The following is a 23,281-nucleotide window of genomic DNA, read 5'->3' as shown; positions in this document are numbered from 1 at the left end:
AACACCAAAGCTATCACTCAGAAGAAAAAGAACAAAAGCCGCCCTCGATCAAACTTTCCTACAGAAATTACTCGGAATTTAGATGCGTAAGCCCTGGCCAGAAAACAAGGTCCTTCCGCAAGACATTCGTGTGGCGGAGGATCAAATACCGGGGGAAAATCGTTCATCGCGTTCCTGGAATTTCCGTCTCGCATTTGTCGCTGAGCGTCCAATCAAGGATCCGATAGTTCAGCCTGCAGCCGAAGGCAAAGAAACGATTAATGGCGCCTCCGCATTTCCCGCTGCAGGTATCGTTTGGCGAGATCGCCGGTTCTCCGAGTGCGGACGCAGATTCCGCCGGTTCAAATGCCGATGTCTGTTCGTGGAGGACGACATCGCCCTCATCGGATGCCGGAGCTTGCTGCTCCGGGAAAAGCAGGGAGCTCAAAACAATTGCGAAGACAATCACGATGCCGAATCTTTTCATGTAGCGCCTCCCGTGCAATTTCATTTTGCTGAAATTATACCCGTGGATTGCCTGAACGTCAATGGAAGAGAAATCCATGCGATTTATCCATTCTGGACTTATGACCGAAAAATGGAATATAATGAGTTGGATGTAAAGGCAAAGTGAGAAAACATGCGACAAGCTCTTTTCCTTCTGCTCCTTTCAGCGCTTTCCCTGGTTATGCCTTCCGCTGCTGCCGGGGACAACACGGTTCTTGTTATTACCATAGATGAGGATATTATCAGCCCGGTTGTGGCCGAATATATTTCGCGGGCGATCGCTCGGGCCGAGGAGGAGGGAGCAGAATGTCTCGTCATTCAACTCGATACTCCAGGGGGCCTGGTGGCGTCTACCCGCAGGATCGTTAAGGCGGAACTGAATGCGGAGGTGCCGGTCGTCGTTTACGTTGCGCCCAGCGGGGCACGCGCCGGCTCTGCAGGCGTCTTTATAACTCTGGCAGCTAATATCGCGGCGATGGCGCCTTCAACCAATATCGGGGCGGCGCATCCCGTGGAAATCGGCGGGGGAGAGGACGGCGAGTCGTGGCGCAAAGCGCTCGAGGAACTCCAGCAAAAGCTCAAAGAACTGGAGAAACGCCAGGAAGGCCCCTCGGAAGAGAAACCCGACGATCAGCAGGCCGGCGATCAACCGCAAAGGGAAGAGGCGGACGAGGTGGAGCCCACCGGCACGGTCATGGGCGATAAGGTGCTCCGCGATACCGTTGCCTGGATGCGCGCCATTGCCCGCACGCGAGACCGTAACGAGGAGTGGGCGGTGAAGGCGGTCACGCAGAGCGTTTCGGTGACTGAGACGGAAGCCCTCGCCGAGAACGTAATCGATTACATTAGCAAAGACATCGAGACTCTGCTTTCGGAGATCGACGGAGTCGAGGTGACCACTGCCGCGGGCGCGAGAGTCCTTCAGACAAAAGAGGCGGAAATCCGCTATGTCAATATGACCACGCGTCAGAGAGTCCTCAATGCGATATCGAATCCGAACGTGGCCTACATCCTGATGATGCTTGGCTTTTTCGGTTTGCTCTTCGAAGTTACGCATCCCGGCGTCGGGTTCCCCGGCATCGCAGGCGCCATTTGCCTCATTCTCGCCTTCTACTCGTTCCAGGCGCTGCCGATCAATTACGCGGGTTTCCTGCTCATTCTGCTGGCGATGGTCCTGTTTATAGCAGAAGTCAAAGTAACCAGCTACGGCCTCTTGACCATTGGCGGGCTGATCTGCATGACGCTGGGCTCGCTGATGCTCATCGATTCCTCGTATGAATTCCTGCGGATATCGCTGGCGGTCATTCTCCCGATGGTGCTGACGACCGCCGCAATCTTCATTTTCCTCGTCACGCTCGTGATCCGGGTCCACGCAAGGAAAAGTGTGGTCGGGCGAGAGGGATTGATCGGCGAAGTCGGAATCGCGGAAACAGATATCGCGACTGCAGGAAAAATATTCGTACACGGCGAGATCTGGAACGCGCGCAGCAGCCGGCCCATTAGCAAGGGCAATAAAGTGAGAGTTGTCGAACTCGATGGCATGACGGCGACAGTCGAGAGTATTGACCAGTAATGTGCGGCAGGCATCTGACAAAAAGGAGATCCAAAAGATGACGATACTTATAATCGTGCTGCTTCCGGTCCTGTACGTGCTCAGTTGCATTCGCATTCTGAATGAGTATGAACGCGGCGTGATTTTCAGGCTCGGACGCGTGCTGCCGGAGCCGAAAGGGCCGGGCATCATCATGGTCTTCTGGCCGATAGACAACATGCAGCGCGTCAGCCTGCGGCTCGTCGCGCTTGACGTGCCTCCGCAGGATGTCATCACGCGCGATAACGTCTCAGTGAAAGTGAATGCAGTTGCCTACTTTCGTGTCATGGAACCCATCCGTTCCGTCGTCGAGGTCGAAAACTATCTGTTTGCGACCTCGCAGATGGCCCAGACCACGTTGCGGAGTATCCTGGGGCAGGCGGAACTGGACGAACTCCTGGCGCAACGAGACAAGATCAACCATGAACTGCAGAATATTCTCGATCGGCAAACCGACCCGTGGGGGATAAAGGTCTCGAACGTGGAAATCAAGCATGTGGACCTGCCGCAGGAAATGCAAAGAGCCATGGCTCGACAGGCTGTCGCCGAGCGCGAACGCCGAGCCAAGGTGATCAATGCCGAGGGTGAATTCCAGGCCGCCCAGCGCCTCGTCGATGCCGCCGTAATGATGGAAGCTCACCCGATGGCTCTTCAGATGCGTTTCCTGCAGACTCTCGTCGAAGTCTCGACGGAAAAAAATTCGACTATCGTGCTTCCCATACCGCTCGATCTCTTCCGCCCGTTCCTGAAGTAGTGAGGAAAGAAGGTAGAGAAGTAACTGCAACAGTGAGCAAAACCGGTTGCAGATAATGCACAGGAATGAGATCAGAGCACGTTCAGGAGGAATCCCCGTCAAACGTAGGTTTTGTGCCGGCGGGACGAAATCACGAACCGCGCTCCCGGGAAATCGATTCCGGCACGGATGACGGCGCGGGAACGGTTTCGACTGCGAACATGCGGTCGCAATACACTTTTTCACACACCGGAAAGATGAGCGGCTGAGTTTGATTCGCTACGCGAAGGAGCCGGAAAGAAAGCAGGCTCGAACACAGAATGGTCACAACAGAACGCCAGGTGCGCGCATGCTGCGCTGCTCACCGCCAGCATGCCGCCAAGCACATAACTGACGCTCAATTCTTGGATGCTCTCTCACGGGTAACCGGTTTGCGAGTTGCGCGAACCTGCCTTCTCTCGCGGCGTCTGCGTTCATCTACTCGCCTCTGCATCCCCGCATGATTGCGAGCGGCTCGGATGTCGGTTCTGCGTTCTTTTTTTCTCCGTTCGCTTATCCTTCTCTCCTGCATGGCTCCTCCTCTCCCTAGCGGTAGACCTTGCTATCGAAGATTATATCCTATAGCATAATATCTTGTCAAGTATTAACTAACTTTTTTTATTGATTCCGCCGGCACGCAATGACTGACAAAGGGACTCCTGAGTCGCTCTCCGCAGAGTCTGTTTTCTCTTTTTCAACAGGAGATGGGAGCGCCTCCACAATCCTGATCATAAGTACAATTTCCATAAGTACTTCCATCCGAATCGGCGTTCGCGTGTGCAAGCATTATGCCGCGCACCCCGCAAAATTGAAAGGATTAGGCCAGATCGATTTTGGCTAAAGCACGAGCAACAAAGGATGAATCCGTGAAAACTAAATTGGAACGAGGCTGTTCGGGGGAGATGCGGCAAATGCTGCTTGAACTGTTTCTGAGGGAAGCAGTACGCGAACACCAAATGAGTCGGAGTCGCTGCTTTACCTATCGACGCGCTGAATGCGAGCGGTGGGAGGGCCCGTCCGATTCCCGCCGTCTTGGCCGCCTAAGCTTGTTGGTCCTTCCGCCTTTGAACGAATTCATTGTACTGCAGGATCTTTCCGAGAGCCTTTGCTGAGCGCTGGATCGTTTCGAAGACCGGGACGCCCTGCGACAGGTACCATTCCCGGTATTTCCAGCGGGTCTCCTCGATATCGATCGTATCGCTCGAGCTGCACGGGCCGGGTAAACTCACGACGAACGGTTTGCCGCTCGCGTCGCGGACTGAGGGGATCACGTCGGCCAGGTCCTGCACGAAGGAGGGCATGAAATTGGTCACCCAATGTTCGACGATGACGGCGTCGACCAGTTCGCTTCGCGCAATGATCTCGAGGATCGGCTTGAGCGTGAACGGCAGGAAGACGGGCGTGCCCACGTCCACCGGATTTCTGACGCTGTTGCCGCTTGGCGCGAGATACCGGCGGATGCTTTGCTGCGTCTCCGGCGGGAACTCGAGCATCGAGATGCCATACGGGTCAAGCGCGTCGGCGGCCGCCACCGTTATGGCGCCGCCGCCGCCGACTACCGAAAGTCTTTTCGAACAGAAATTCGGGATATGAGTAAATCCGACGATCAGATCGAGTACTTCCTCCACGCCCACGGCGGGAATTGCTCCGGTCTGTCTGAAGAAGCCGTCCCAAATCTGTTTGCTGCCGCCGAGCGAGGCCGTGTGGCTGGCGACCGCTCGGCTGCCGAGCCCGCTCAGCCCGCCCTTCCAGATGCAGACGGGCTTCTTGAGGCTGGTCCTCTTGACTGCATCGAGAAACCGCTTGCCGTCGCGCACCCCCTCGACATAGGCCACCACCGCCTTCGTCCGGTCGTCGGCCTCGAGATACGAAAGGAAATCCACCTCGTTCAGGTCGCACGCGTTTCCATAACTGATCACTTTGCTGAACCGAATTCCCAGGCCCATTGCCTTTCGGATGAGAAAAGAAGTGAACCCGCCGCTCTGCGAGATAACGCCGATCGGACCGATCTCTGACGGAAAGTCCGGCCCCGGCAAAAGTGTGAGTGCGCTTTCCGGACTGTACACGCCGAAACAGTTCGGCCCAATGATCCGCATGCCGTTCTGGCGCGCGATGCGCGCCATCTGCCGCTCCCATTCGGTTCCCTCAGCCGATCCGGTTTCGCTGAAACCGGCGGTCAGAATCTGGACCGCGCGCACGTGTTTTTCGGCGCAGTCGGCAACGGCTTTCACCACCAGCGGCGCGGCGACGGCGACAATCGCAAAGTCGATATCATCCGGAACGTCCTGCACCCGCGCATACACCTTCTCGCCATCGATATCGGCTGCATTCGGATTGACCGCATACAGCTTACCCTGATAACTGCGCTCTCTCATCGCATAAAAGTACCGGCCGCCATATTTCGTGGGATCGTTTGAGGCGCCGATAACTGCGATTGAACGGGGGTGGAAAATAGGCTGGAACTCCTCAAGAATCATTGGCGCTCTGTCTCTCCTTTTAAGCTGGGGCTCGAAAAAAAAGCAAAATGACCGCGCACAAGTATACCACAAGGACTACGGGTTTCGCAGGACCATTCCCGGCCGCTCGTTCGCGCCGAGATATTCTCCATTGTGCCAGACAGGGGCTCCATTGATGAGCACGGTCTCAATCCCTTGAGGATACCGGTACGGAGCGGCAAACGATGCCATGTCTTCGACGGTATCCGGATCGAAAATCACGAGATCGGCGTAAGCTCCTTCCCGAATTACGCCGCGGTCCTTTATTCCAAGTTGATGCGCCGGCAGCGAAGTGCATTTCCGGATCGCCTCGGCCAGAGGAAACGTCGCCCAGTCCCTCGCATGTCTCGCCAGAAATCGAGGGAATGTCCCATAATGAGATGGGTGCTTCGCCTGGCGCCCGATGCCGACGGCATCAGTCATGAACGACATGTGCGGAAGCTGCAGGAACATGCCCATCGCCATATCGAAACCTTCGTCGTCATGAGAGCCGGAAGTGTAATAGAGTCTCCCGCTTTCGGCCACCGTCAGATCGAACAGAGCCTCGAATGGGTTCCTGGACATATCCTCGGCTATCGCTTCAAGGTTAAGCCCCTCATAAGCGAGATGCTCCTTTTTCCTGAATCCGTAGAAACGGTAATCTCCCCAGCCGGCCTCCTCGTCCCACTCGAAATCACACCACGTACCGCTCTTCCATTGAGGCCATTCCGGTTTGCGATGTTTGAACTCGTCAATGAGCCGATCGCGAATCTCGCGCCGGCCAAGCCGAGTGAAGAAGGCTGGCAGGCCGCCCTCGAGCATCCACGGCGGGTACAGCATGAAAATCGTGGTGGAAGCGACGGCGTAAGGGAGTAGATCGTAGCCGATGTTCATTCCCCGCGCACGCGCCGATTCGGTCAACTGATATGCGGAAAAGAATTGTTCGGTGTATGTTTCTTTGAAAGGCACAAAATGCGAACGCTGAAGCGATGCGCCGGCAGCTTCCGCCACTGATATCATTTCCTCGACCGCTTTATCGAAAAAGCGGGTCTGCCCGCGCAGGTGAACCGTAATATGTCCATTCGGCGGAAGGCCCCGCGCTACGTGGATAAGTTCGGCGGTATCTGCCCAAATTCCCGGCACATATCCGAGACCGAACGACAATCCGGCCGCTCCCTCCTCGATTGACTGCCTCACATGCCGCCGCATTGTCTCCAGTTCTCCGGCAGTCGGAGACCTCCGATTGTACCCCAGAACGTCGAGGCGTACCGTGCCGTGCCCGACCAGTTGAGACATGTTCAGAACCGGACGCAACGTCTCAATATGATGCAGAAATTCGGACATTGTCCTCCAGCCCCATCCGAGGCCCTCCCCCGGAAGAATGCAGTCCCAGTAAGCCGAGAATTGGTCGATGCAGTCGCTATTCATCGGAGCGGGTGAAACCCCGCAATTACCTGTCACCATGGTGGTAACGCCCTGCCGAACAAACGGCTCGAGGAGCTGATGGTGGCGCGGTGAGGCGAAAATAAAATCCGCATGCGTGTGCACATCGATAAACCCGGGTGAGACAATCCTTTGTGAAGCATTTATGACTTGATGCGCCTCGTGGGGGGACTGCGTTCGATCCACAGCCGCAATACGCGCATCTTTTATGAGCAAATCGGCTGGAAAACCTTGATGACCGGTGCCGTCCAAAATTGTTCCATTTTGCACCGATATATCAAATTTCATTTTTTTCCTCCCTCAGCCCGAAAGCCCTTGCGAACGATTTAGTTTCTGTTCATAATACCACAACTATCAGCGAAATAAATGGAAAAAGTCTTGAAATGCACACGAGCCACGGCATGCAAGACATTGCTTGTCCCAGTGGCACTTTTCTTGCTTCTTTTTTCGCAACATTTGGGAGAAGAACACGCTCCTTTAAGACTGATTCCGGTAAATTAAGACAAACTAATCTTTTTTTTAAGAGTAAAGTTTTACACTTGACATTGATAAACTTGTAGGATATAATCTGTTTTACGTACGCGGGGGTCCTTTTGCTTACCAAATACGCGCACGCCTGGAAAAACAGTAAGAGCAGTAGTAACACCAAAAAACGGGATTTTTCAGAATCGGTTAAGACGGTAGCTGCACCTATTGTTGTCGGAGAGCGTGAATTTGGTTTGCTTACAGACGTGGCTGGGCGAAGCGGTCCAACCAAAAGCAACTTTATAGCCGGCAAGGCATAATGTTGTTGCTCGCCATATTTCTGTAGACACCAAATCACTTCAAAATACCAACTCGCATAATTCAGAGGCCGTAGGTGTTCGTGTCTCTCGAAATAAGGAAGTTGGATGAGGAGGCGAAAATAAGCACCTAGTTTCAACACATACTCCAAGAACATCACAGTTGCATTTCGAATAGGACTAGTCGCAGAGCAATTGCAGAATGGAAGCAGAATCGAATATGGATGTGAAAGCAGTAGTAGCCATAGGCGGCAAGAATAGTCGTTCGATAGATCCAGTAAAAGTTCCGAAGGCGCTCTTTCCGATTGCGAATAAGCCGGCATACCAGTATACGCTCGAGACACTGGAACGGATGGGAATTAGGGAAGTTTTCTTGACCGTTGGCGACAAGGAGATTGTGTCCGCGCTGACGAATGAGCCGCTGGAAGGAATGAAAGTTCGTACGGTGGTGGAAGATCATCCGCGAGGAACAGCCGGCTGCCTGAAACCGCTCGAGCCGGAGCTTTCGGGCCATACCATAGTTTTGATTGCCGCCGGTTTGATTTCCCTCCATCCCGAAGACTTGCAGCAGATGATCTTGCACCACAAGCATTCGGGAGCGGACCTGACTGTAGGACTGGTGACTCAGGGAGAGAAGAAATCCGGGATCGAGCGCGTACTGCTGAACGGGAACAACGAAATCGAAGAGGTGGTCCAGCTTCACTTCTCGATGGATCGACGCTCCAATATGGAAACGTCCGGTATCTATGTGCTCGAGTCGCAGGTGCTCGAACATATCAAACCGACGGGCTTCATGGATATGAAGGAGCAGCTGCTTCCGAAAGTGCGCAAGAGCGGAATGAAGGTGGAAGGTTGGAAACACAAGCAGAATTGTGCCGGGATCAGAACCATCGGCGATTACTTGCGGATGAATTTTGAGTTGCTGCGGGATACACCCCAAGCAAAGCAGCACCTTGATGATTATCAGGAAATTACGAGTCAGATTTGGGTGGGAAGAAATGTGTCCATTGACCCGACGGCGACGTTGATCCGCCCGCTGGTTATCGGGGAGAATACCTCCATTGATAAGAACGTTACTCTCATAGGGCCGTCGGTTATCGGGCCGGGCTGTCAATTGAAGAAGAACAGTTTCATTCGTGAAAGCGTTCTCTGGGCCGATAGCTCGCTTCCTTCAGATTTTGAAGTGGACAAATGCCTGATCAGCGGTAAGGCCGCAAGATTCGACACCGGCTATTGCCGCGAAAGCATTATCCTGAACGGAGAGCCGTTCCTGGATGGCATTGGGGCCGTCCTGGGCGGGACGACCGTGCGCAAAGTTATAAAGGAAAAACCGAGTTGGACCAGGCAACTGAACGGGCGCCTGTACCCGATCCTGAAAAGAACGCTGGACCTGGCCTTCTCCGGCACGCTGCTCCTCCTCACATTACCGCTGTGGACCTTCATCGCCATAGCGATCAAACTTGATTCGCGAGGGCCGGTTTTCTTTGCGCAGACTCGCTGCGGCAAAGATGCCAGGCCATTCAAAATGATCAAGTTCCGCACTATGGTCCAAGAGGCCGAAGAGATAAAAACCAGGATTCAGAACCTGAATCAGTCCGACGGACCAATGTTCAAGATCGACGGCGACCCCCGCGAAACTCGGGTCGGCCGCTTTCTCCGAAGGACAAATCTGGACGAGCTCCCCCAACTTCTCAACGTGCTCCAGGGGCACATGAGCGTTGTCGGCCCTCGCCCGCTCTCCATGAGCGAGATGCGCTTTAATCCCCATTGGCGCGACGTACGCCTGAAGGTCCAGCAAGGTCTCACCGGCCTGTGGCAGATAAAAGGCAAGAGCACTAATTTTTTCCATAACTGGATTCAGTTGGATCTGCAGTACGTCGATGAATGCTCATTCCTGCTGGATCTCAAAATCATTTTCCTGACTTTCTTCAAAGCTCTCAGCAAGGTATAAACCTGCCAACCGCTGCCTCCGCTCGTCTCTGTGGAGGCAGCGGTTCTTTTGATTACCCACCAGTGTGGTAGCTTGATCCTCCTTATTTGTTTCAATATGAAACAAATATCAAACGATGGTGCCGCTCCCGTATCCTCTCGTATATATAAGTATCTGTTAACAAAAGGCTTATATTGATTGCAAAGCTGGCACCCAAATTGCTTTTTCTTCTCTTGAATTATATAATTGAAATGAGGAGGCAGAGAACCCATGCGTTTTGACAAATTCACAATAAAAGCGCAAGAGGCAGTGCAAGAAGCCCAGCAGATCGCTGAACAGTATAACCATCAGGCGATTGAGCCGGAGCATCTACTCGCGGCCCTGTTACGGCAACCTGAGGGGATCGTTGCCCCCATTCTGCAGCGGCTCGAGGTCGATCCCAGGGTAATTACGAATCGGCTGGAAGAAATTCTCGAGCGGATGCCGAAGATTTATGGCGAGGCCGGCCAATTATACATGTCAAATGCGCTTTCCAGAGCGTTCAATCGGGCCAACGCCGAAGCCCAGCAGCTAAAGGATGAATTCATTAGCACCGAGCACCTCCTGATAGCAATTGCCGAGGGCGAAAAGGCAAGCGAGGCGGCCCGGCTCCTGCGTGAATACGGGGTTACTCGCGATACGATCTACAAGGTGCTGGTCGAAATCCGGGGGAGCCAGCGAATCACCGATCAAACGCCCGAAGAGAAGTACCAGGCATTGAAGCGGTACAGCCGCGACCTGACCGAACTGGCGGAGAAAGGCAAACTTGATCCGGTTATCGGGCGCGATGACGAGATCAGGCGAGTGATGCAGGTGCTCTCGCGCCGAACCAAGAACAATCCCGTCCTGATCGGAGACCCAGGCGTGGGAAAGACGGCAATAGTTGAAGGGCTGGCCCAGCGGATGGTTGCCGGCGATGTTCCGGAATCCCTGAAAAACAAGCGCCTCGTCGCGCTCGATTTGGGCGCGCTGGTGGCCGGCTCCAAATTTCGCGGCGAGTTTGAGGATCGCTTGAAGGCCGTGCTTCGCGAAATCGAGGAAGCGGAAGGCAGCATCGTTCTGTTTATCGACGAACTGCACACGCTGGTTGGCGCCGGGGCTGCGCAGGGCGCCGTCGACGCCTCGAACATGCTCAAACCGGCTCTTGCGCGCGGGGAATTGCGCTGCATTGGGGCGACCACCTTGACTGAGTACCGAAAGCATATCGAGAAGGACGCCGCTCTCGAGCGGCGGTTCCAGCCTGTCCTCGTGGAGGAGCCTTCGGTTGAGGACACCATCGCGATCCTGCGAGGGCTGAAGGAGCGATATGAGGTGCATCATGGCGTGCGTATTCAGGACGCCGCGCTCGTGGCCGCTGCCGTTCTTTCGCACCGCTACATCTCGGACAGGTTTTTACCCGACAAAGCAATCGATCTGATCGATGAGGCGGCCTCGCGGCTGCGCATCGAGATCGATAGTCTGCCGACCGAGATTGACGAGGTCGAACGCAAGATCATGCAACTCGAGATCGAGCGGCAGGCGCTCCGCAAAGAGAGAGACGCCGCCTCCCGGGAACGACTCGAGAAGCTCGAGCGGGAACTGGGGGATCTGAAAGAGCAGAGCGGGCAGATGAAAGCGCAGTGGCAGCTCGAAAAAAATGTCATTCAGCGCGTTCGCGAGATCAAGGAGCAGATGGACCGCGAAAAGACCGAGGAACAGCGCGCGGAGCGGGCGGGCGACCTGAACCGCGTCGCCGAAATCCGTTACGGGCGCATGATCGAGCTGCAGAAACAGCTCGAAGAGACGAATAAAAGGCTGGCGGAAATCCAGAGCACGCGCAGTTTCCTCAAGGAAGAAGTCGACGATGAGGATATCGCCGAGATCATTTCCAAATGGACCGGTATTCCCGTCTCAAAACTGCTTGAAGGCGAAATGGAGAAGCTGGTGAAAATGGATGACAGACTGCGCCAACGCGTCGTCGGACAGGACCACGCGATCCATGCCGTCTCCGACGCCGTCCGCCGCGCCCGGGCCGGCCTGCAAGACCCCAACAGGCCGATCGGCTCGTTCATATTCCTCGGGCCGACCGGTGTCGGCAAAACCGAACTGGCGCGCGCGCTTGCCGAATTCCTTTTCGATGACGAGTCGGCAATGATCCGGATAGATATGAGCGAATACCAGGAGCGACACACTGTTGCGCGGCTGATCGGGGCGCCGCCCGGATACGTCGGCTATGAAGAGGGCGGACAACTGACCGAATTGGTCCGCCGCAAGCCTTACAGCGTTGTGCTCTTCGACGAGATCGAAAAGGCGCACGCGGATGTCTTCAACGTTCTGCTTCAGATCCTGGATGACGGGCGCCTGACCGACGGCCAGGGTCGCACTGTGGATTTCAAGAACACCGTCATCATCATGACCTCGAACGTCGGCAGCCAATATCTTGCCCAGGTCAATGGTGATCCCGAACAGGCGCGTAAAGTGATGCTCGATGCGCTGCGCCGCGAGTTCAGGCCGGAATTCCTGAATCGGATCGACGACATCATCACCTTCAACAGCCTCGGCAAAGACCAGATCAAGGAGATAGTCTCCATTCAGCTTGCGCGCGTGAAGCAACGGCTTGCCGAGCGGAAGGTAGACCTTCAGCTGACCGAGCACGCGCAGGAACTGCTGGCCGAGCAAGGATACGATCCCGCCTATGGGGCGCGTCCGCTCAAGCGGACTATCCAGCGCCTGGTGCTCGATCCGCTCGCCATGAGCCTGCTCAAGGGCGAGTTCCGTGAAGGCGGCACGATCGAGGTGGATGCCGAGAATGAGCAGATCGTTTTCAGAAAAGTAGAGCCGGCGAGAGTCTAAAGCAACAGGGGGATACCCTGATTACATAAAGCAAGGGCGGCCGAAAGGCCGCCCGCCTTCTTTTCCTTAGCATCTGTGTTGAGAAGAATTATTTCTTTTTTTGCAGTTCCGCCTCGATCATTACTTGAAAACCCCGGAGGGAGCGATCATCCAGGAAGGTCCCATTAACAAAAACCGAAGGTGTAGCTTTTACTCCCATATCCTTGACCGCCTGCTGATCTCTTGCCAGTTGTTCTTTGCAGTAGGCTCCATTCATGTCCTCATTGAATTTTTCCAGGTCCAGATATGTTTCGCGCGCGACAGCCGCAATAGTCGCGCTATCGATCGCCGTCCCTCTTGCCGTCAACGCATCGTGGAATTGCCAGAATCTCCCCTGTTGGTGCGCAGCGAGAGCCGCCAGCGCGGCCTCCTTCGCGTACTTGTGATACGACCACGGACAGTTTCTCAATACGATTTTGACCTGGTTGGGATGCATATCCAGCACCTGCTGGAGACGCGGCATAAGCCGCACACATGCCGGGCATTGGTAGTCAGTGAAAGCCATGACAGTAACCGGTGCATCTCGAGGCCCTTTAAAAGGCGCTGCGGCTGCCCCCGGATCATTCATTCCAACGACGGAGAGAGGCGCCGCCGCTTGATCTTCTGGATCATCATATTCCGCCGGAGCGACATCACGATATTCCAAAATGATCGAGTCGATCTGGTTGCGCGGGAACCACTTCAATTCACGGCTCGCAGTAACTTCGATCTGGACGCGATCGTCTTCTTCAGCCGTGATGATACCTTCAAATGACTTTCCATTTACGAGGATGATGGTGTCGGCGTACGCCGGTGCGAGGTAAAAGAAAACATTGACAAAAACCAGAATCACCAGCCAGTTGCATTTTGCCATGGTCAGTTCATTCCCCTCCTATCTTGAAGCGAACGCTGTTCTGAGAATCGATCCTTAGTGGGGTGACAGTAAGGCTCTTCCGATACACCGCTCTCGCCTAACCGAGTGGTCCCGGACAACGGTGGTTATATTAATTCCTCGGGTGAAGCCGCGGTGAAATCGATTTTTGACAACCGGCATGCTGATATTTCCGATGTCGTGATGCGCTACTGGTCGGAATGAAACAGGAACGTGTTTCCGCCCATTTTGATTTCATCGCCGTCACAAAGGAAAGCCGATTGAACCCGTGTCCCGTTAAGCCGAGTCGGAGAGAGCACTGCGAAATTTATCACCTGATAACCGTTTTCCACGCGTTTAATTGCAGCGTGTTTGCGAGAACAGAAGAAACCGCCTATTTTTACATCGCACTCAGATGCCTTGCCGAAGAAAAGATCTGCTTTATCGAGCCGAATCAGTACATCATTATGCCCGTTTTTCAAGCGAAGATGCGCCTTGCGACTGGCGCTCACCTTCTTCTGAATCTTCTCCATGCTCTTCGGTTCGACCAACATGGTGCCTCGCTCTGGAGAATCCATATCAGGAAGAGCCTCTTTTATGGGTGCATCCAGCGGCTTCCTTTTCTTCGCATGGCTATCGAAAACAAGAACGTGCTTGCCGATCCCGATCTCATCACCGAAGTTGAGGGCGGTTGACCCGATGATCTTTTGCCCGTTGATAAACGTGCCGTTGTTGCTGTCCAGGTCATTGATCAGGACGGAGCCGTCATTCTTTTCGATGATTGCATGATGGCGTGAAACCGCAAGATTATCGATAACGATATCACAATCGTCCGCGCGTCCAATGATCATCTTGTTCCGATTTACGTCAAATGTTCCCAAAATATCGCGACCAAATACGAGCGTCAGGATCGCCATGTTTGTCTCCTCTTTCAGTCGATTACTGCATCTAAGTAAAATGTTATAAGCACGTTATGTATAATTCGAAATTCCCGTGTTTCTCCTCGGGCAACCAAGGCGACTCACCGCCCGAAGGCAATGCCGTCACTACTGAATAGGGAGCAAAGTTCTTGCCAATGCCGGCGATCACACCTGTCGGGCCTCGACTGACCTGCTTGATCCGAGGCGGATTCGGCCGCAGCCATTTTCCTCCTCGAGTGCAATAACTGCCCTGGAACGCAGATCGCCCACCGGGATTTTTCTTCTCAAGTGCGCATGGCCCTATGATGATGGGTCATCGGCACTAGACGGACGGTCGTCACTGGCAGGGCTTCGACTAATTTCTTGCGGAGGCGCTGAATTGGGAGGTGAGGCGGGATTGCGCGTTGCCGCTTCCCGTCTGAAAGGCGGCGGTTACCGAGACAAGGCCGGTCGGTGTAGCCGTGAACTGCAAGTTTTCGACATAACTGGCAAGCACAACCTGCATTCCACTTGCCGTCTGCACTATCTGTCCCCACGGCGGACCGCCCGGCGCAGGCGGCTGGAATTCGTATCGAACGGCCGCTCCGTCGAAAGTATCAACGAAATCAATGGTGCTGTTGCCGTTGCTGACCACGATTGTCGCCGCGTTGGCGCGTCGTATTTTTTCGGACATGATCTCGATTGTCCGCTCCGACTGCTGTTTGAGCGTAACAATGTTCGTATCGAGTATGAAAGCTTCCGACGTGGTAATCCAAAAGCGCACGACCATAATCGAGATGACCAGGGCGATCACAACAGTCAGCGCGAGTTCTACCAGGGTGAAACCGGCTTCGTTTCTTGCAGTCTTTATTTGCGACATTTCTTCAGCACCACCTGTCAGGGCCGCGAGATATACGTGCACACTTCAGCGAGCGAAGGAGTATAATGCCGCGGCATTGGTCCGCCCGGATTGCGGTGTTTCCTCGTATCAACCCTCGCCTGGGCAGGATTCTGATCCGCATAATAGATACGGATGGTTATCTGTTTGAGCAGTCCCGTTTGCCCTCCCACAGGTATGTCGTCGATCAGCAACTGATAAACAAAGATTCTTTTGCTGCCGATCCCGTAGTCGGCCACGCCGTCGCCGTCAAAATCAGCATACAAGCGGTCGTTAGGCGGCTCGGCCGGGATCGCCGGTCGAACCCCGGGAATGGCCGGCTGGGCCGGCTGGGCTCCATTATGGTTGTTTGCGATCAAGGCATCGAAGTTGGCGGACCCCATTGCGGCGAAATTAAGGATGCGTTCTGTCACCATGCGGGCCTGCGAATCGGCCAGGTGCCGCTCCTGGTTGGTGATCGCCGATCGCATCGAGACGGTCAGCATGGCGCCGATGCCGAGCAGCAACAGCGTCAGGATGACAATCGACACCGCCACTTCGACAAGAGTGAGACCCCTTTCATCACGAACGACTCTCATCGCGATTCCTTCTTTTCCACATCAGAATATGATGGTCTCATTGCGCGGCATCTGTTCGATCATGTTCTGAATTCCAGCGTCGCGGCGCTCGGGAGAGGCTTGTATCGCCAGCGGTGCGTCGGGCGCCTGCTCAAACGCGTATTCATCGGCAGCCTCCACACTCGATTGTTGCACGGGGGCTTCTCTCTCGGCCAAACCGGAATCAACGCTCGCGGGGGAAGAGCGCACATCATCGCGTTGAGGCGCGGCAGCGCCGCGAAAGAGAACACCGGCAGCACACAGCAGGAGTATTCCCGTGCACAGCGCGAGCAGTCGCAAATCCCCGTATCGCCCGGCTTGCGCCCCTTTCCTTATGTCGTTCCGTTGGCTCAGAGAAGATTTTTTTTGCTGCATCGATCACCTCATGAAAAATCAGGATTGAAATCCGGCTCGTCCGAAGGGAGTTCAAAAGACTCGGAATAGCCGGGAATATATTGTCCTTGCGAAATCCATTGGACCTGGTTCATGCCCAGCCCTGCCGGCAGGAATAACGAAGTTGTCGGGAAGAAAGGCGGCGCAAGTCCTCCGTTGAGGCGCATGTCGTAAATGAAGTTCCTCGCGTACCCTGTCGCATGGCCGCTGCCGTTGAACGTGCCGAAGGCGCCGTAATAGCTGGAGATCACTCCACCCAGAATCGTCGCGGTCCCCCGCGGCTCTCCGGAGGAATAGCCGTCAACCTGGACGACTCCGTTGGGAGCGGAGGTCATCAGAGTGCCGTGAATGACGACGTCATCGGGTGCGGTGGCGCCAATCCTGATGTCGCCGCCGGGACTGAATACGCCGAACACGTTCTCGGCGTCCGGCGTGGTGAGCGGATTATCCTCGTATGCGAGATCGCGCGTTATGACTACATCGCCCTCCGCAAAAACACTCGCCGCCGTCTCCGATTCGATTGCAGGCGGGATTTCTCCCTCACCTGTCCTTGAGGGACCACCGAGAGACTCGATGTCTCCCGCCACGTACAGAGCTCCATTGGGTGTCCCCGTATACGTTATGGAATTGACCGTGGTGAGGTTATTTGCGGCATCAACCACGATATTCGAGGTGGACCCGTTCGAGTGCGAAATGTTGTAGCATTGATTCCCGCCGCCATCGACATACACAAGAACATCCGCAGCAGTTCCTTGAACATAGATGCCGCCGGTCAGCGAGGCGCCGTCGTTGGGCACATAGATGCCATCCGGCGGGGGAGCGGCGTCGGGCGGAAGCCCGAGCCTTGTGCGCAGTTCATCATTGTCCGCGGCCGACCCGCCGACCGAAGCTTCAAGCTGGTCGAAGGCATTGGGCGGCAAATCTATCTCATCGGCCCCACGCTCGAAGCCTTCGCCGAATACCGGCACGTCCTTGGGCGCGTTGTGGTCGGCAGCAAGCAGTTTCGGATTGCCATTGTTGTAGTAATACGCGTCGTCGGCGACGCTGGAGACCAGCCCGTTCGAGAAGGTCGGGTTATACGCAAACGCGAACCGGTCGTTGGTATGTACACGACCGCTGAAATTCGTGTTCGTCGTGAACCATACGCGTGTGCCGCTGGTGAGGGTATGTTTATCGGTGAACAGGGCGTAGTTTGCAAAGCTCTGCCGGTCAACTTGTATCTGGAAATTGCCGGTCGAGACTATCCGCATCAAACGGTCGGCAGAGTCCGGATTGGTGCCGCGGGAAGTGATCGTGTATTGGAAATTGTAAACCTGCCGGATCGGCGTAATCTCCTGGCTCACGAATGCAAGATCGGCTTCTACTTGCTCAAAGCAGGCACTGTTCGGCAGTTGCACTCCCGGCAATGTCACATGGTCGGCAAAAAAACTCTCCGGATTCGAGAGTATCGGACCCGTACCGGGCCAGCCGGCCTGAAAACCGGAAAAACGCGCAAGCGCATCCCGCCTGATGGCTGCCTTCATGGCGTGCTCGCCCGCCTGTGCCGCATAAAACGATTCGACGTTTTCCGCCCGGATCGCCGTCGATTGTTTATCCTGAATGGTCCTTGTGGCTGCGACGGAAACGAAAACCGCCGCAACAAAAAGAACCATTGCCAGCGAAATCAGCAAGAATCCGCGCGGGTCGCCCGCAACAGCTCCACCGGGGAAACAGCGGGATGCCTTTTGTGAGATCATGATTCCCCTCCTTGTTGCATGATCGGAGTTTACCAATAGCATATTCCGCGCCATTCCTGCAATTCCGGCATAACCTCAGCCGAATCAATGAGCTCTGTCTACCCATTCCTCTGGATTCTCATGGAGAAGACCCACAGGAAGGACCAAAATTGTAATTGTCAACGGTTTTTTGGAATTCTAGAGGGGAACCGAGAAAGGATCAGGGTTGACTGAATGAGCCGGCGCGGATCGCAACGAAGAAAAAGAAAATGAAAAACAGCACCAGCCCAATTGCGAGAAATATGAAGAACCGTGTCGGACTGGCCGAGGCGGGAATAGAACTCGTGACCTTGCTTTTTTTTGGCTTTCTCTGCTTTCGTTTTGACATATGGAAACGCTTAATTGATCGGCCTATTCCTTCGTCAGAGACCTATAGTATTTCAGGCATTTTGTGCAGCTTCCGTCCGACTCTTTCCATTCCGGATGCTCCTTCGATATCCGGTCAAGCACATATTTTTCGGCTTCAAAATGAGCTTGAAATCTGTCAACGGAAACCTCATCGCCGCAGAGCGGACAAATAATGCGTTTAGCGACCATCGAAACATCGTCCTTTCGGGAATACTGTGCAGGATTTACAGCTATTATAGCGGAGGCTGCGTCCCGGCGCAAATTTGACCTTTAACCGATCGGTATGCTATCGTAATCTTGCCTCGCTTGCGGCGGCAGCAGGTCAAATACGAGTGATGAATGGCATCACATATGAAGGAATCCGAAGCAAAAAGAACTCATCGGGACATTAACAGGTATCATTGCCCTCCATTTTTCGAGGCCCGCGTTTGCGGAGCGACTCTTATCGAAGAGCAAGCGAAAGTGGAAGATATCAGTATTCGCGGCCTGAGCATTCGGACCTGTTGCGAGTTCAGCCCCGGCAGCGATGTCGAAATAGAACTTAAAAGCAATTACCTTCATCCCGTCAAGTTGCAGGCGCGCGTGAGATGGGTTGCTCCCGTTGAAGGGAGTGGCTCATCTCGATTGGTGGGATGCTCCATTCGCAAGGTCGGGGTGATCGAGTGGTTTCGCTACATGAGGGTTCTGTCTCATCTCAAGAAGGAGTTGTGGTAAGTGTCGGAGTGTAGCGCTCAAATAAGACAATCGTGCGCCGGGCAAGAAAGAAGGCATGCGCCTCGCCGGGACGCCGTATATCCCGTTCGGCTCAAGAGCACCCATTATACTGACGATGCGCCCGAATGGTTTTTTCGCACGAAGAATGTATCCGCCAATGGTCTTCTCCTCGATTCGGCCGACGTATTCACACCGGGAGCCGAAGTGGCCGTCTCGATCGCCATCCCGCTTGGCCCCGATGCGTCTTTCCCGTCGGCCCAACTCGATGCCCCTGCCGTCATCGTGCGGTCGGAGCCGCTCGATCAAGAACAGAACGAAGGATATTCCCGCCGAATTGCGCTGCGATTTCTTGTAAAGCCGATGGTTACGACCGGCGTATCCATGTTTGATTGAGGAAACTCCCGCCTTCTAGTCGATCAAGCTTGCAATGTTTCCATTTTGCCACTGTTTTCGCAGGGAAGGGTTGTCTCGTCCGGCGCAGGAGAGTCAGGGATGTGAGGAAGGAGCAGGTGGTAAAAGGTAACATTTCGGACGGATTCTGAAGCCGGAATGACCAAACGCGCTCAAGCGGGAAAAGGTCCTTGATACTAATCCTGCAGTTCCCGCACGTCTATATTCAATTCCCGCAGCTTCTGCTGGAGACTTTGGCGCAGCATGTCAATCGCGCGAGCGGTCCGGCTGATATTGCGATCGTTCTCCTCCAGCTTGCGGAGGAAGTACCGGCGCTCCGCCGACTCGACCATTTTCTTCTTCCACTCGCGGAATGGCAGGTCGGTATCGAGCAGGAGAGCTCGAGAGAAGTCGTCGCCCGGTTGCCGGCGGATCTCCGGGGGCAGGTCATCCCGCCTGATGATCTCGCTGTTTGTCAGGACAACGGCGCTTTCGATCGAGTTCCGCAATTCACGCACATTGCCGGGCCAATGGTAGGCGAGCAGATCTCTGATCGCCTCAGAGTCGAGGCTCAAGATCATCTTTTTGTGTTTGACGCTGTACATTTTGACGAAGTGATCGGCCAGCGCGGCAATGTCATCAGTTCGCTCTCTCAGCGTCGGCAGACAGATGCTGATCACCTTCAGCCGGTAGTACAGGTCCTCACGAAAGACGCCGTCCCGCGTTGCCGAGGCAAGGTCCTTGTTCGTGGCGCTGATGATGCGCACGTCGACGCTGATGGTCTTCTCTCCTCCCAGCCGCTCGAATTTTTGTTCTTGGAGCACTCTGAGTACTTTTGCCTGCGTGTTGACGCTCATATCACCGATTTCATCGAGAAAAAGCGTGCCGCCGTGGGCGACTTCGAACTTCCCCCTCCTTTGAGCCGTTGCGCCCGTAAATGCCCCTTTTTCATGGCCGAATAATTCGCTCTCGATCAGGTTCTCAGGCAATGCAGCGCAGTTCATGATGATGAATGGCCCATCGCTTCGATGACTCCGCCGGTGAATCTCGCGGGCGACCAGTTCCTTGCCCGTGCCGCTCTCGCCCTCGATAAGGACAGCGGCGTCGGTCTGGCACACCTTTCCGATGCGATCGAATACCTCCTGCATCGGCTTGCTGGCGCCAATTATCTCTCCGTAGGATTCGTGCCGCTTCAATTCTTCAGCCAGTCGGCGGTTCTCGCACTCGAGCGAGATTTTCTCAAGCGCTCTTCGCGCCGTCAGGCGCAGTTCATCGACCTCATACGGCTTCGCAATGTAGTCGTACGCCCCTTTTTTCATTGCCTCGACCGCAATTTTCTCAGAACCGTGAGCGGTAACGATAATAACCACCGGCGCACGCTGAAGCTGGCGAAGTCTCTGCAGTGCCTCGAGACCGTCCATCTCCGGCATCGCAACGTCCATGATTACCAGGTCGGGATTTTCCTTCTGCGCAATCTCCATGGCCTCTACTCCATTCCCAGCCTCCAGTATGCGGCTCGCAAAGCTGGCAAGGGCGCGCCGCATCCCGTAGCGGGCGGATTTCTCGTCATCCACGAGGAGGATTTTCGATTCCGATGTCATGATTCTCCCGTTTCATTTGCACCCGGCGCCGCGGCGCTTGATTCGACCGGAATGCTGATGGTGACGCTAGTCCCATTCTCGCTTTGTACTCCGATGCTGCCGCCCAACTCGGCAAGTTTTTCCTTGACTACCCAGAGCCCCAACCCGCTACCGCCCTCCCGCGTCGTATAGAACGGCTCGAAAATTTTCGGCATGTCCTCGTCGGAGATGCCCGGCCCCGTATCCCGCACAACGATCACCACTGACGACTTCTCCGTTCCCGGCGAATGACAGGAGACACGGACCGAAAGCGTGCCGCCGTGGGTCATGGATTGGAGGCCGTTATGCATGACATTGAACAGTATCTCGCGAATCGTCACCGGGCTGGCCTTGAGAACCGGTATCTTGCCATTGTAGCTGCACGTGATCACGATATTATGCAGCGATGCCTCCGCCCGCAGAACGCTCGCCACATTCTCGACGACGTCCCGCAGGTAGGTCGTCTGTTCCTCGTAGGCCTTCGGGCGAGCCACCAGGAGCAACTGGTTTACCACTCCGGCAAGCTTATCAATCTCGTCCTCGACCATCGTCAAATCCTTGTAGAACTGGTTCTCGGGCGGCAGCTCCTCCCGCATCACGTGCGCGATCGCTTTGATGGAACTCAGCGGATTCTTGACTTCGTGCGCGATCTGGCCGGCCAGTTGCCCCAGGCTCATCCACTTCTCGCTGGCAAGCATGCGCCGCTCAAGTTCGAGCTTGTCGCGAAGCAAACGCGTGTTGTCGATTGCGCTGATCAGGTGGTTCAAGAGAATCGACAGCATCTCGATCTCGTTGTCGTACAGATCGCGATATTGCGTGCTCGAGCCAAGCGACAGGATGCCCGCAAGGTTGCCCTCGCGATAGATCGGCAGCACCATGGTCGCTTCGAGTTCCTTCATCTCCTTCACGATGAATTGATCGCGCGTCTGCCAAAACGAGATATTGTTGACCCGCGTGTTCTGGAAATATCGGACGATGTTTTCGAATTCATACGACGGCAGGGGTGAAGACGTCTCTTCCACGACCAGTTTCCCCTCTTCGTGACGGAACAAAATGATTCTGCAGGTGCTCAGTCGCATTGCGGCCTGAACACTGTTCACCACGTACCGGAGCAGCCTGCCGACTTCAATGCCCTGGAGCGACGCCAGCCGGTGGCTCAGCTCCGTGAACACGCGCCGGTAGTAATTCTGCTCGCGGAAAAACAGCGTGTTGAACACAGCCTGAAACCGCTCTCGCAACGGCTCGACCAGGAGAATGAGACCAATGACCAGGATCGCCTCGATGATCCTGAAATCGATGTCGAGCGTCCTTTCGACGGCATCCCCGACCCGGCGGATGCCCAAGATGTAGACGCCGAGAACGAAAGTTGCCAGGATTGAATAAAAGAGACTCCTCTTGAGGACATACTCCATGTAGTTGTACCGGAGAATGAAATAGGAAAAAATAATCGTCGGGAACATCGGTGCAAGCGCACAAGCGCTCTCGAAGTAAGCCCCTAATACCGGCACGCTCTGCGCGCGAAGCACATAGGTGAAGAATAACAAGCCGAAGATGATGACGAATGTCCGTACCATCGAGATGTAGAAGCGCCGCTGGATGTCGTCGCGCGAGAGGACCGACAACCGGTAGCACATGAAAGATGCGGCCGCAATCGCCACGACCGCCCAGTAATGGAAAAGATTGGAAGCGGCAAATATGTTTTCCGCACGCGGCAACTCCGGATGCTGCACCAGGTTCATTGGAGCACTCCACAGCAGAAGGAGCGGTGAGTACGACAGGAAGAGCGGCAGGTACCGCTTGCGAGAAACAGATTCACCCTTGGCCTCGTCGAGGAAAGCAAGGAGCGTGTGCACCAGGAGAGCCGGAATGAATCCGATGCTCAATGTGGATGCGGTATCCCATATCAGTCCGATGAGCATCACGCGCACGCCGGTGAGCAGACTCGAGAAGATCGTGACAAAATTGCCGGAATGCCAGATGAAAACGGCCACGACCAGCGTAAAAAAGACCCTTTCGCTGTGCCGCTTTTCCTTGCGCCGGGACATCATCATGATCAGAATGAGCTGGAGCACGGCGCCCATGAAGTGTCCGATGAATTCTATCAGCTGATTAAAGTGCATGATCTGTTGCAGCAGTCCGTTCCGCTGTGGGAAACCTCGGCAGTGGTTCTCCATATTTTACCACAGTCGACAGAGGCAACACCATAATTGTGATTGACTGGCAACTCATCGATAAGCAATGGCGCCTCGCACGTCCTGAAACACCGCCCCTGTTCTCCACCGCTTCTTGGTTTTCCTCCCATTCCCACAAAGGCAGAGATTTTATTGAAACAGTTTATTTTACATTTTCATCTCTTCATTTGAATCGAAAGTCGAGTTTGAAGTCATAAAGCCAAGGGATGTGCGGGTTGA

General features: G+C 54.8%; 18 protein-coding genes. 6 read left to right on the top strand and 12 right to left on the bottom strand.

What is annotated here, in order from left to right; genetic code table 11:
• Nucleotides 1-163: 163 nt before the first annotated feature.
• Nucleotides 164-544 carry a hypothetical protein gene (locus C4520_13610; protein ID RJP18983.1) on the bottom strand — a complete coding sequence of 127 codons (381 nt, stop codon included), beginning with the start codon at nucleotides 542-544 and terminating at the stop codon, nucleotides 164-166.
• 75 nt (nucleotides 545-619) lie between these two features.
• Here C4520_13610 and C4520_13605 point away from each other — a divergent pair, with 75 nt between their 5' ends.
• Nucleotides 620-2,059 carry a nodulation protein NfeD gene (locus C4520_13605; protein ID RJP18982.1) on the top strand — a complete coding sequence of 480 codons (1,440 nt, stop codon included), beginning with the start codon at nucleotides 620-622 and terminating at the stop codon, nucleotides 2,057-2,059.
• A 37-nt stretch (nucleotides 2,060-2,096) separates the two neighbouring features.
• Nucleotides 2,097-2,831 carry a slipin family protein gene (locus tag C4520_13600; protein ID RJP18981.1) on the top strand — a complete coding sequence of 245 codons (735 nt, stop codon included), beginning with the start codon at nucleotides 2,097-2,099 and terminating at the stop codon, nucleotides 2,829-2,831.
• Between the two features lie 1,058 nt (nucleotides 2,832-3,889).
• Here C4520_13600 and C4520_13595 read toward each other — a convergent pair.
• Nucleotides 3,890-5,326, bottom strand: coding sequence for a hypothetical protein (locus tag C4520_13595; protein RJP18980.1), 1,437 nt, complete (start codon nucleotides 5,324-5,326; stop codon nucleotides 3,890-3,892).
• A gap of 75 nt (nucleotides 5,327-5,401) precedes the next feature.
• The gene (locus C4520_13590) at nucleotides 5,402-7,054 is read right to left on the bottom strand and encodes a hypothetical protein (protein RJP18979.1); all 1,653 of its coding nucleotides are present in this window, start codon (nucleotides 7,052-7,054) and stop codon (nucleotides 5,402-5,404) included.
• A gap of 696 nt (nucleotides 7,055-7,750) precedes the next feature.
• Here C4520_13590 and C4520_13585 point away from each other — a divergent pair.
• Together C4520_13585 and clpB are read left to right on the top strand one after the other, a co-directional pair.
• Entirely contained in the window at nucleotides 7,751-9,499 is a 1,749-nt protein-coding gene (locus C4520_13585; protein ID RJP18978.1) for a hypothetical protein, read from the top strand.
• Between the two features lie 249 nt (nucleotides 9,500-9,748).
• Entirely contained in the window at nucleotides 9,749-12,349 is a 2,601-nt protein-coding gene (clpB, locus tag C4520_13580; protein ID RJP18977.1) for an ATP-dependent chaperone ClpB, read from the top strand.
• Nucleotides 12,350-12,437: 88 nt separating this feature from the next.
• On the opposite strand, the gene C4520_13575 is transcribed toward clpB, so the two are convergent.
• The 7 genes from C4520_13575 to C4520_13545 form a co-directional block, all read right to left on the bottom strand.
• The gene (locus tag C4520_13575; GenBank protein ID RJP18976.1) at nucleotides 12,438-13,241 is read right to left on the bottom strand and encodes a hypothetical protein; all 804 of its coding nucleotides are present in this window, start codon (nucleotides 13,239-13,241) and stop codon (nucleotides 12,438-12,440) included.
• Between the two features lie 206 nt (nucleotides 13,242-13,447).
• On the bottom strand, nucleotides 13,448-14,155 hold the full coding sequence (locus C4520_13570; GenBank protein ID RJP18975.1) for an FHA domain-containing protein: 708 nt from the start codon (nucleotides 14,153-14,155) through the stop codon (nucleotides 13,448-13,450).
• Between the two features lie 358 nt (nucleotides 14,156-14,513).
• Nucleotides 14,514-15,017, bottom strand: coding sequence for a hypothetical protein (locus C4520_13565; protein ID RJP18974.1), 504 nt, complete (start codon nucleotides 15,015-15,017; stop codon nucleotides 14,514-14,516).
• A 17-nt stretch (nucleotides 15,018-15,034) separates the two neighbouring features.
• Nucleotides 15,035-15,613 (bottom strand): hypothetical protein, encoded by a 579-nt coding sequence (locus C4520_13560; GenBank protein ID RJP18973.1) that lies wholly within the window; start codon nucleotides 15,611-15,613, stop codon nucleotides 15,035-15,037.
• 21 nt (nucleotides 15,614-15,634) lie between these two features.
• The gene (locus C4520_13555; GenBank protein ID RJP18972.1) at nucleotides 15,635-16,006 is read right to left on the bottom strand and encodes a hypothetical protein; all 372 of its coding nucleotides are present in this window, start codon (nucleotides 16,004-16,006) and stop codon (nucleotides 15,635-15,637) included.
• An 8-nt stretch (nucleotides 16,007-16,014) separates the two neighbouring features.
• Nucleotides 16,015-17,814 carry a DUF4900 domain-containing protein gene (locus tag C4520_13550; GenBank protein ID RJP18971.1) on the bottom strand — a complete coding sequence of 600 codons (1,800 nt, stop codon included), beginning with the start codon at nucleotides 17,812-17,814 and terminating at the stop codon, nucleotides 16,015-16,017.
• 336 nt (nucleotides 17,815-18,150) lie between these two features.
• The gene (locus tag C4520_13545; GenBank protein ID RJP18970.1) at nucleotides 18,151-18,336 is read right to left on the bottom strand and encodes a hypothetical protein; all 186 of its coding nucleotides are present in this window, start codon (nucleotides 18,334-18,336) and stop codon (nucleotides 18,151-18,153) included.
• A gap of 150 nt (nucleotides 18,337-18,486) precedes the next feature.
• Here C4520_13545 and C4520_13540 point away from each other — a divergent pair, with 150 nt between their 5' ends.
• Both C4520_13540 and C4520_13535 read left to right on the top strand, forming a co-directional pair.
• Entirely contained in the window at nucleotides 18,487-18,861 is a 375-nt protein-coding gene (locus tag C4520_13540; GenBank protein RJP18969.1) for a PilZ domain-containing protein, read from the top strand.
• On the top strand, nucleotides 18,862-19,254 hold the full coding sequence (locus tag C4520_13535; GenBank protein ID RJP18968.1) for a PilZ domain-containing protein: 393 nt from the start codon (nucleotides 18,862-18,864) through the stop codon (nucleotides 19,252-19,254).
• A 194-nt stretch (nucleotides 19,255-19,448) separates the two neighbouring features.
• Here the strand turns inward: C4520_13535 and C4520_13530 are convergent, their stop codons facing one another.
• Both C4520_13530 and C4520_13525 read right to left on the bottom strand, forming a co-directional pair.
• A complete protein-coding gene (locus tag C4520_13530) occupies nucleotides 19,449-20,852 on the bottom strand; it encodes a sigma-54-dependent Fis family transcriptional regulator (protein RJP18967.1) in 1,404 nt (467 codons plus the stop codon).
• A complete protein-coding gene (locus C4520_13525; protein RJP18966.1) occupies nucleotides 20,849-23,044 on the bottom strand; it encodes a hypothetical protein in 2,196 nt (731 codons plus the stop codon). Before C4520_13525 ends, C4520_13530 begins: the two co-directional genes overlap by 4 nt.
• Nucleotides 23,045-23,281: the final 237 nt, after the last annotated feature.

Source organism: Candidatus Abyssobacteria bacterium SURF_5 (genome assembly GCA_003598085.1).
Taxonomy (GTDB): domain Bacteria; phylum Abyssobacteria; class SURF-5; order SURF-5; family SURF-5; genus SURF-5.
Note: the sequence above shows the minus strand (reverse complement) of the source record. Positions and strands in the feature narration are given on the sequence as shown.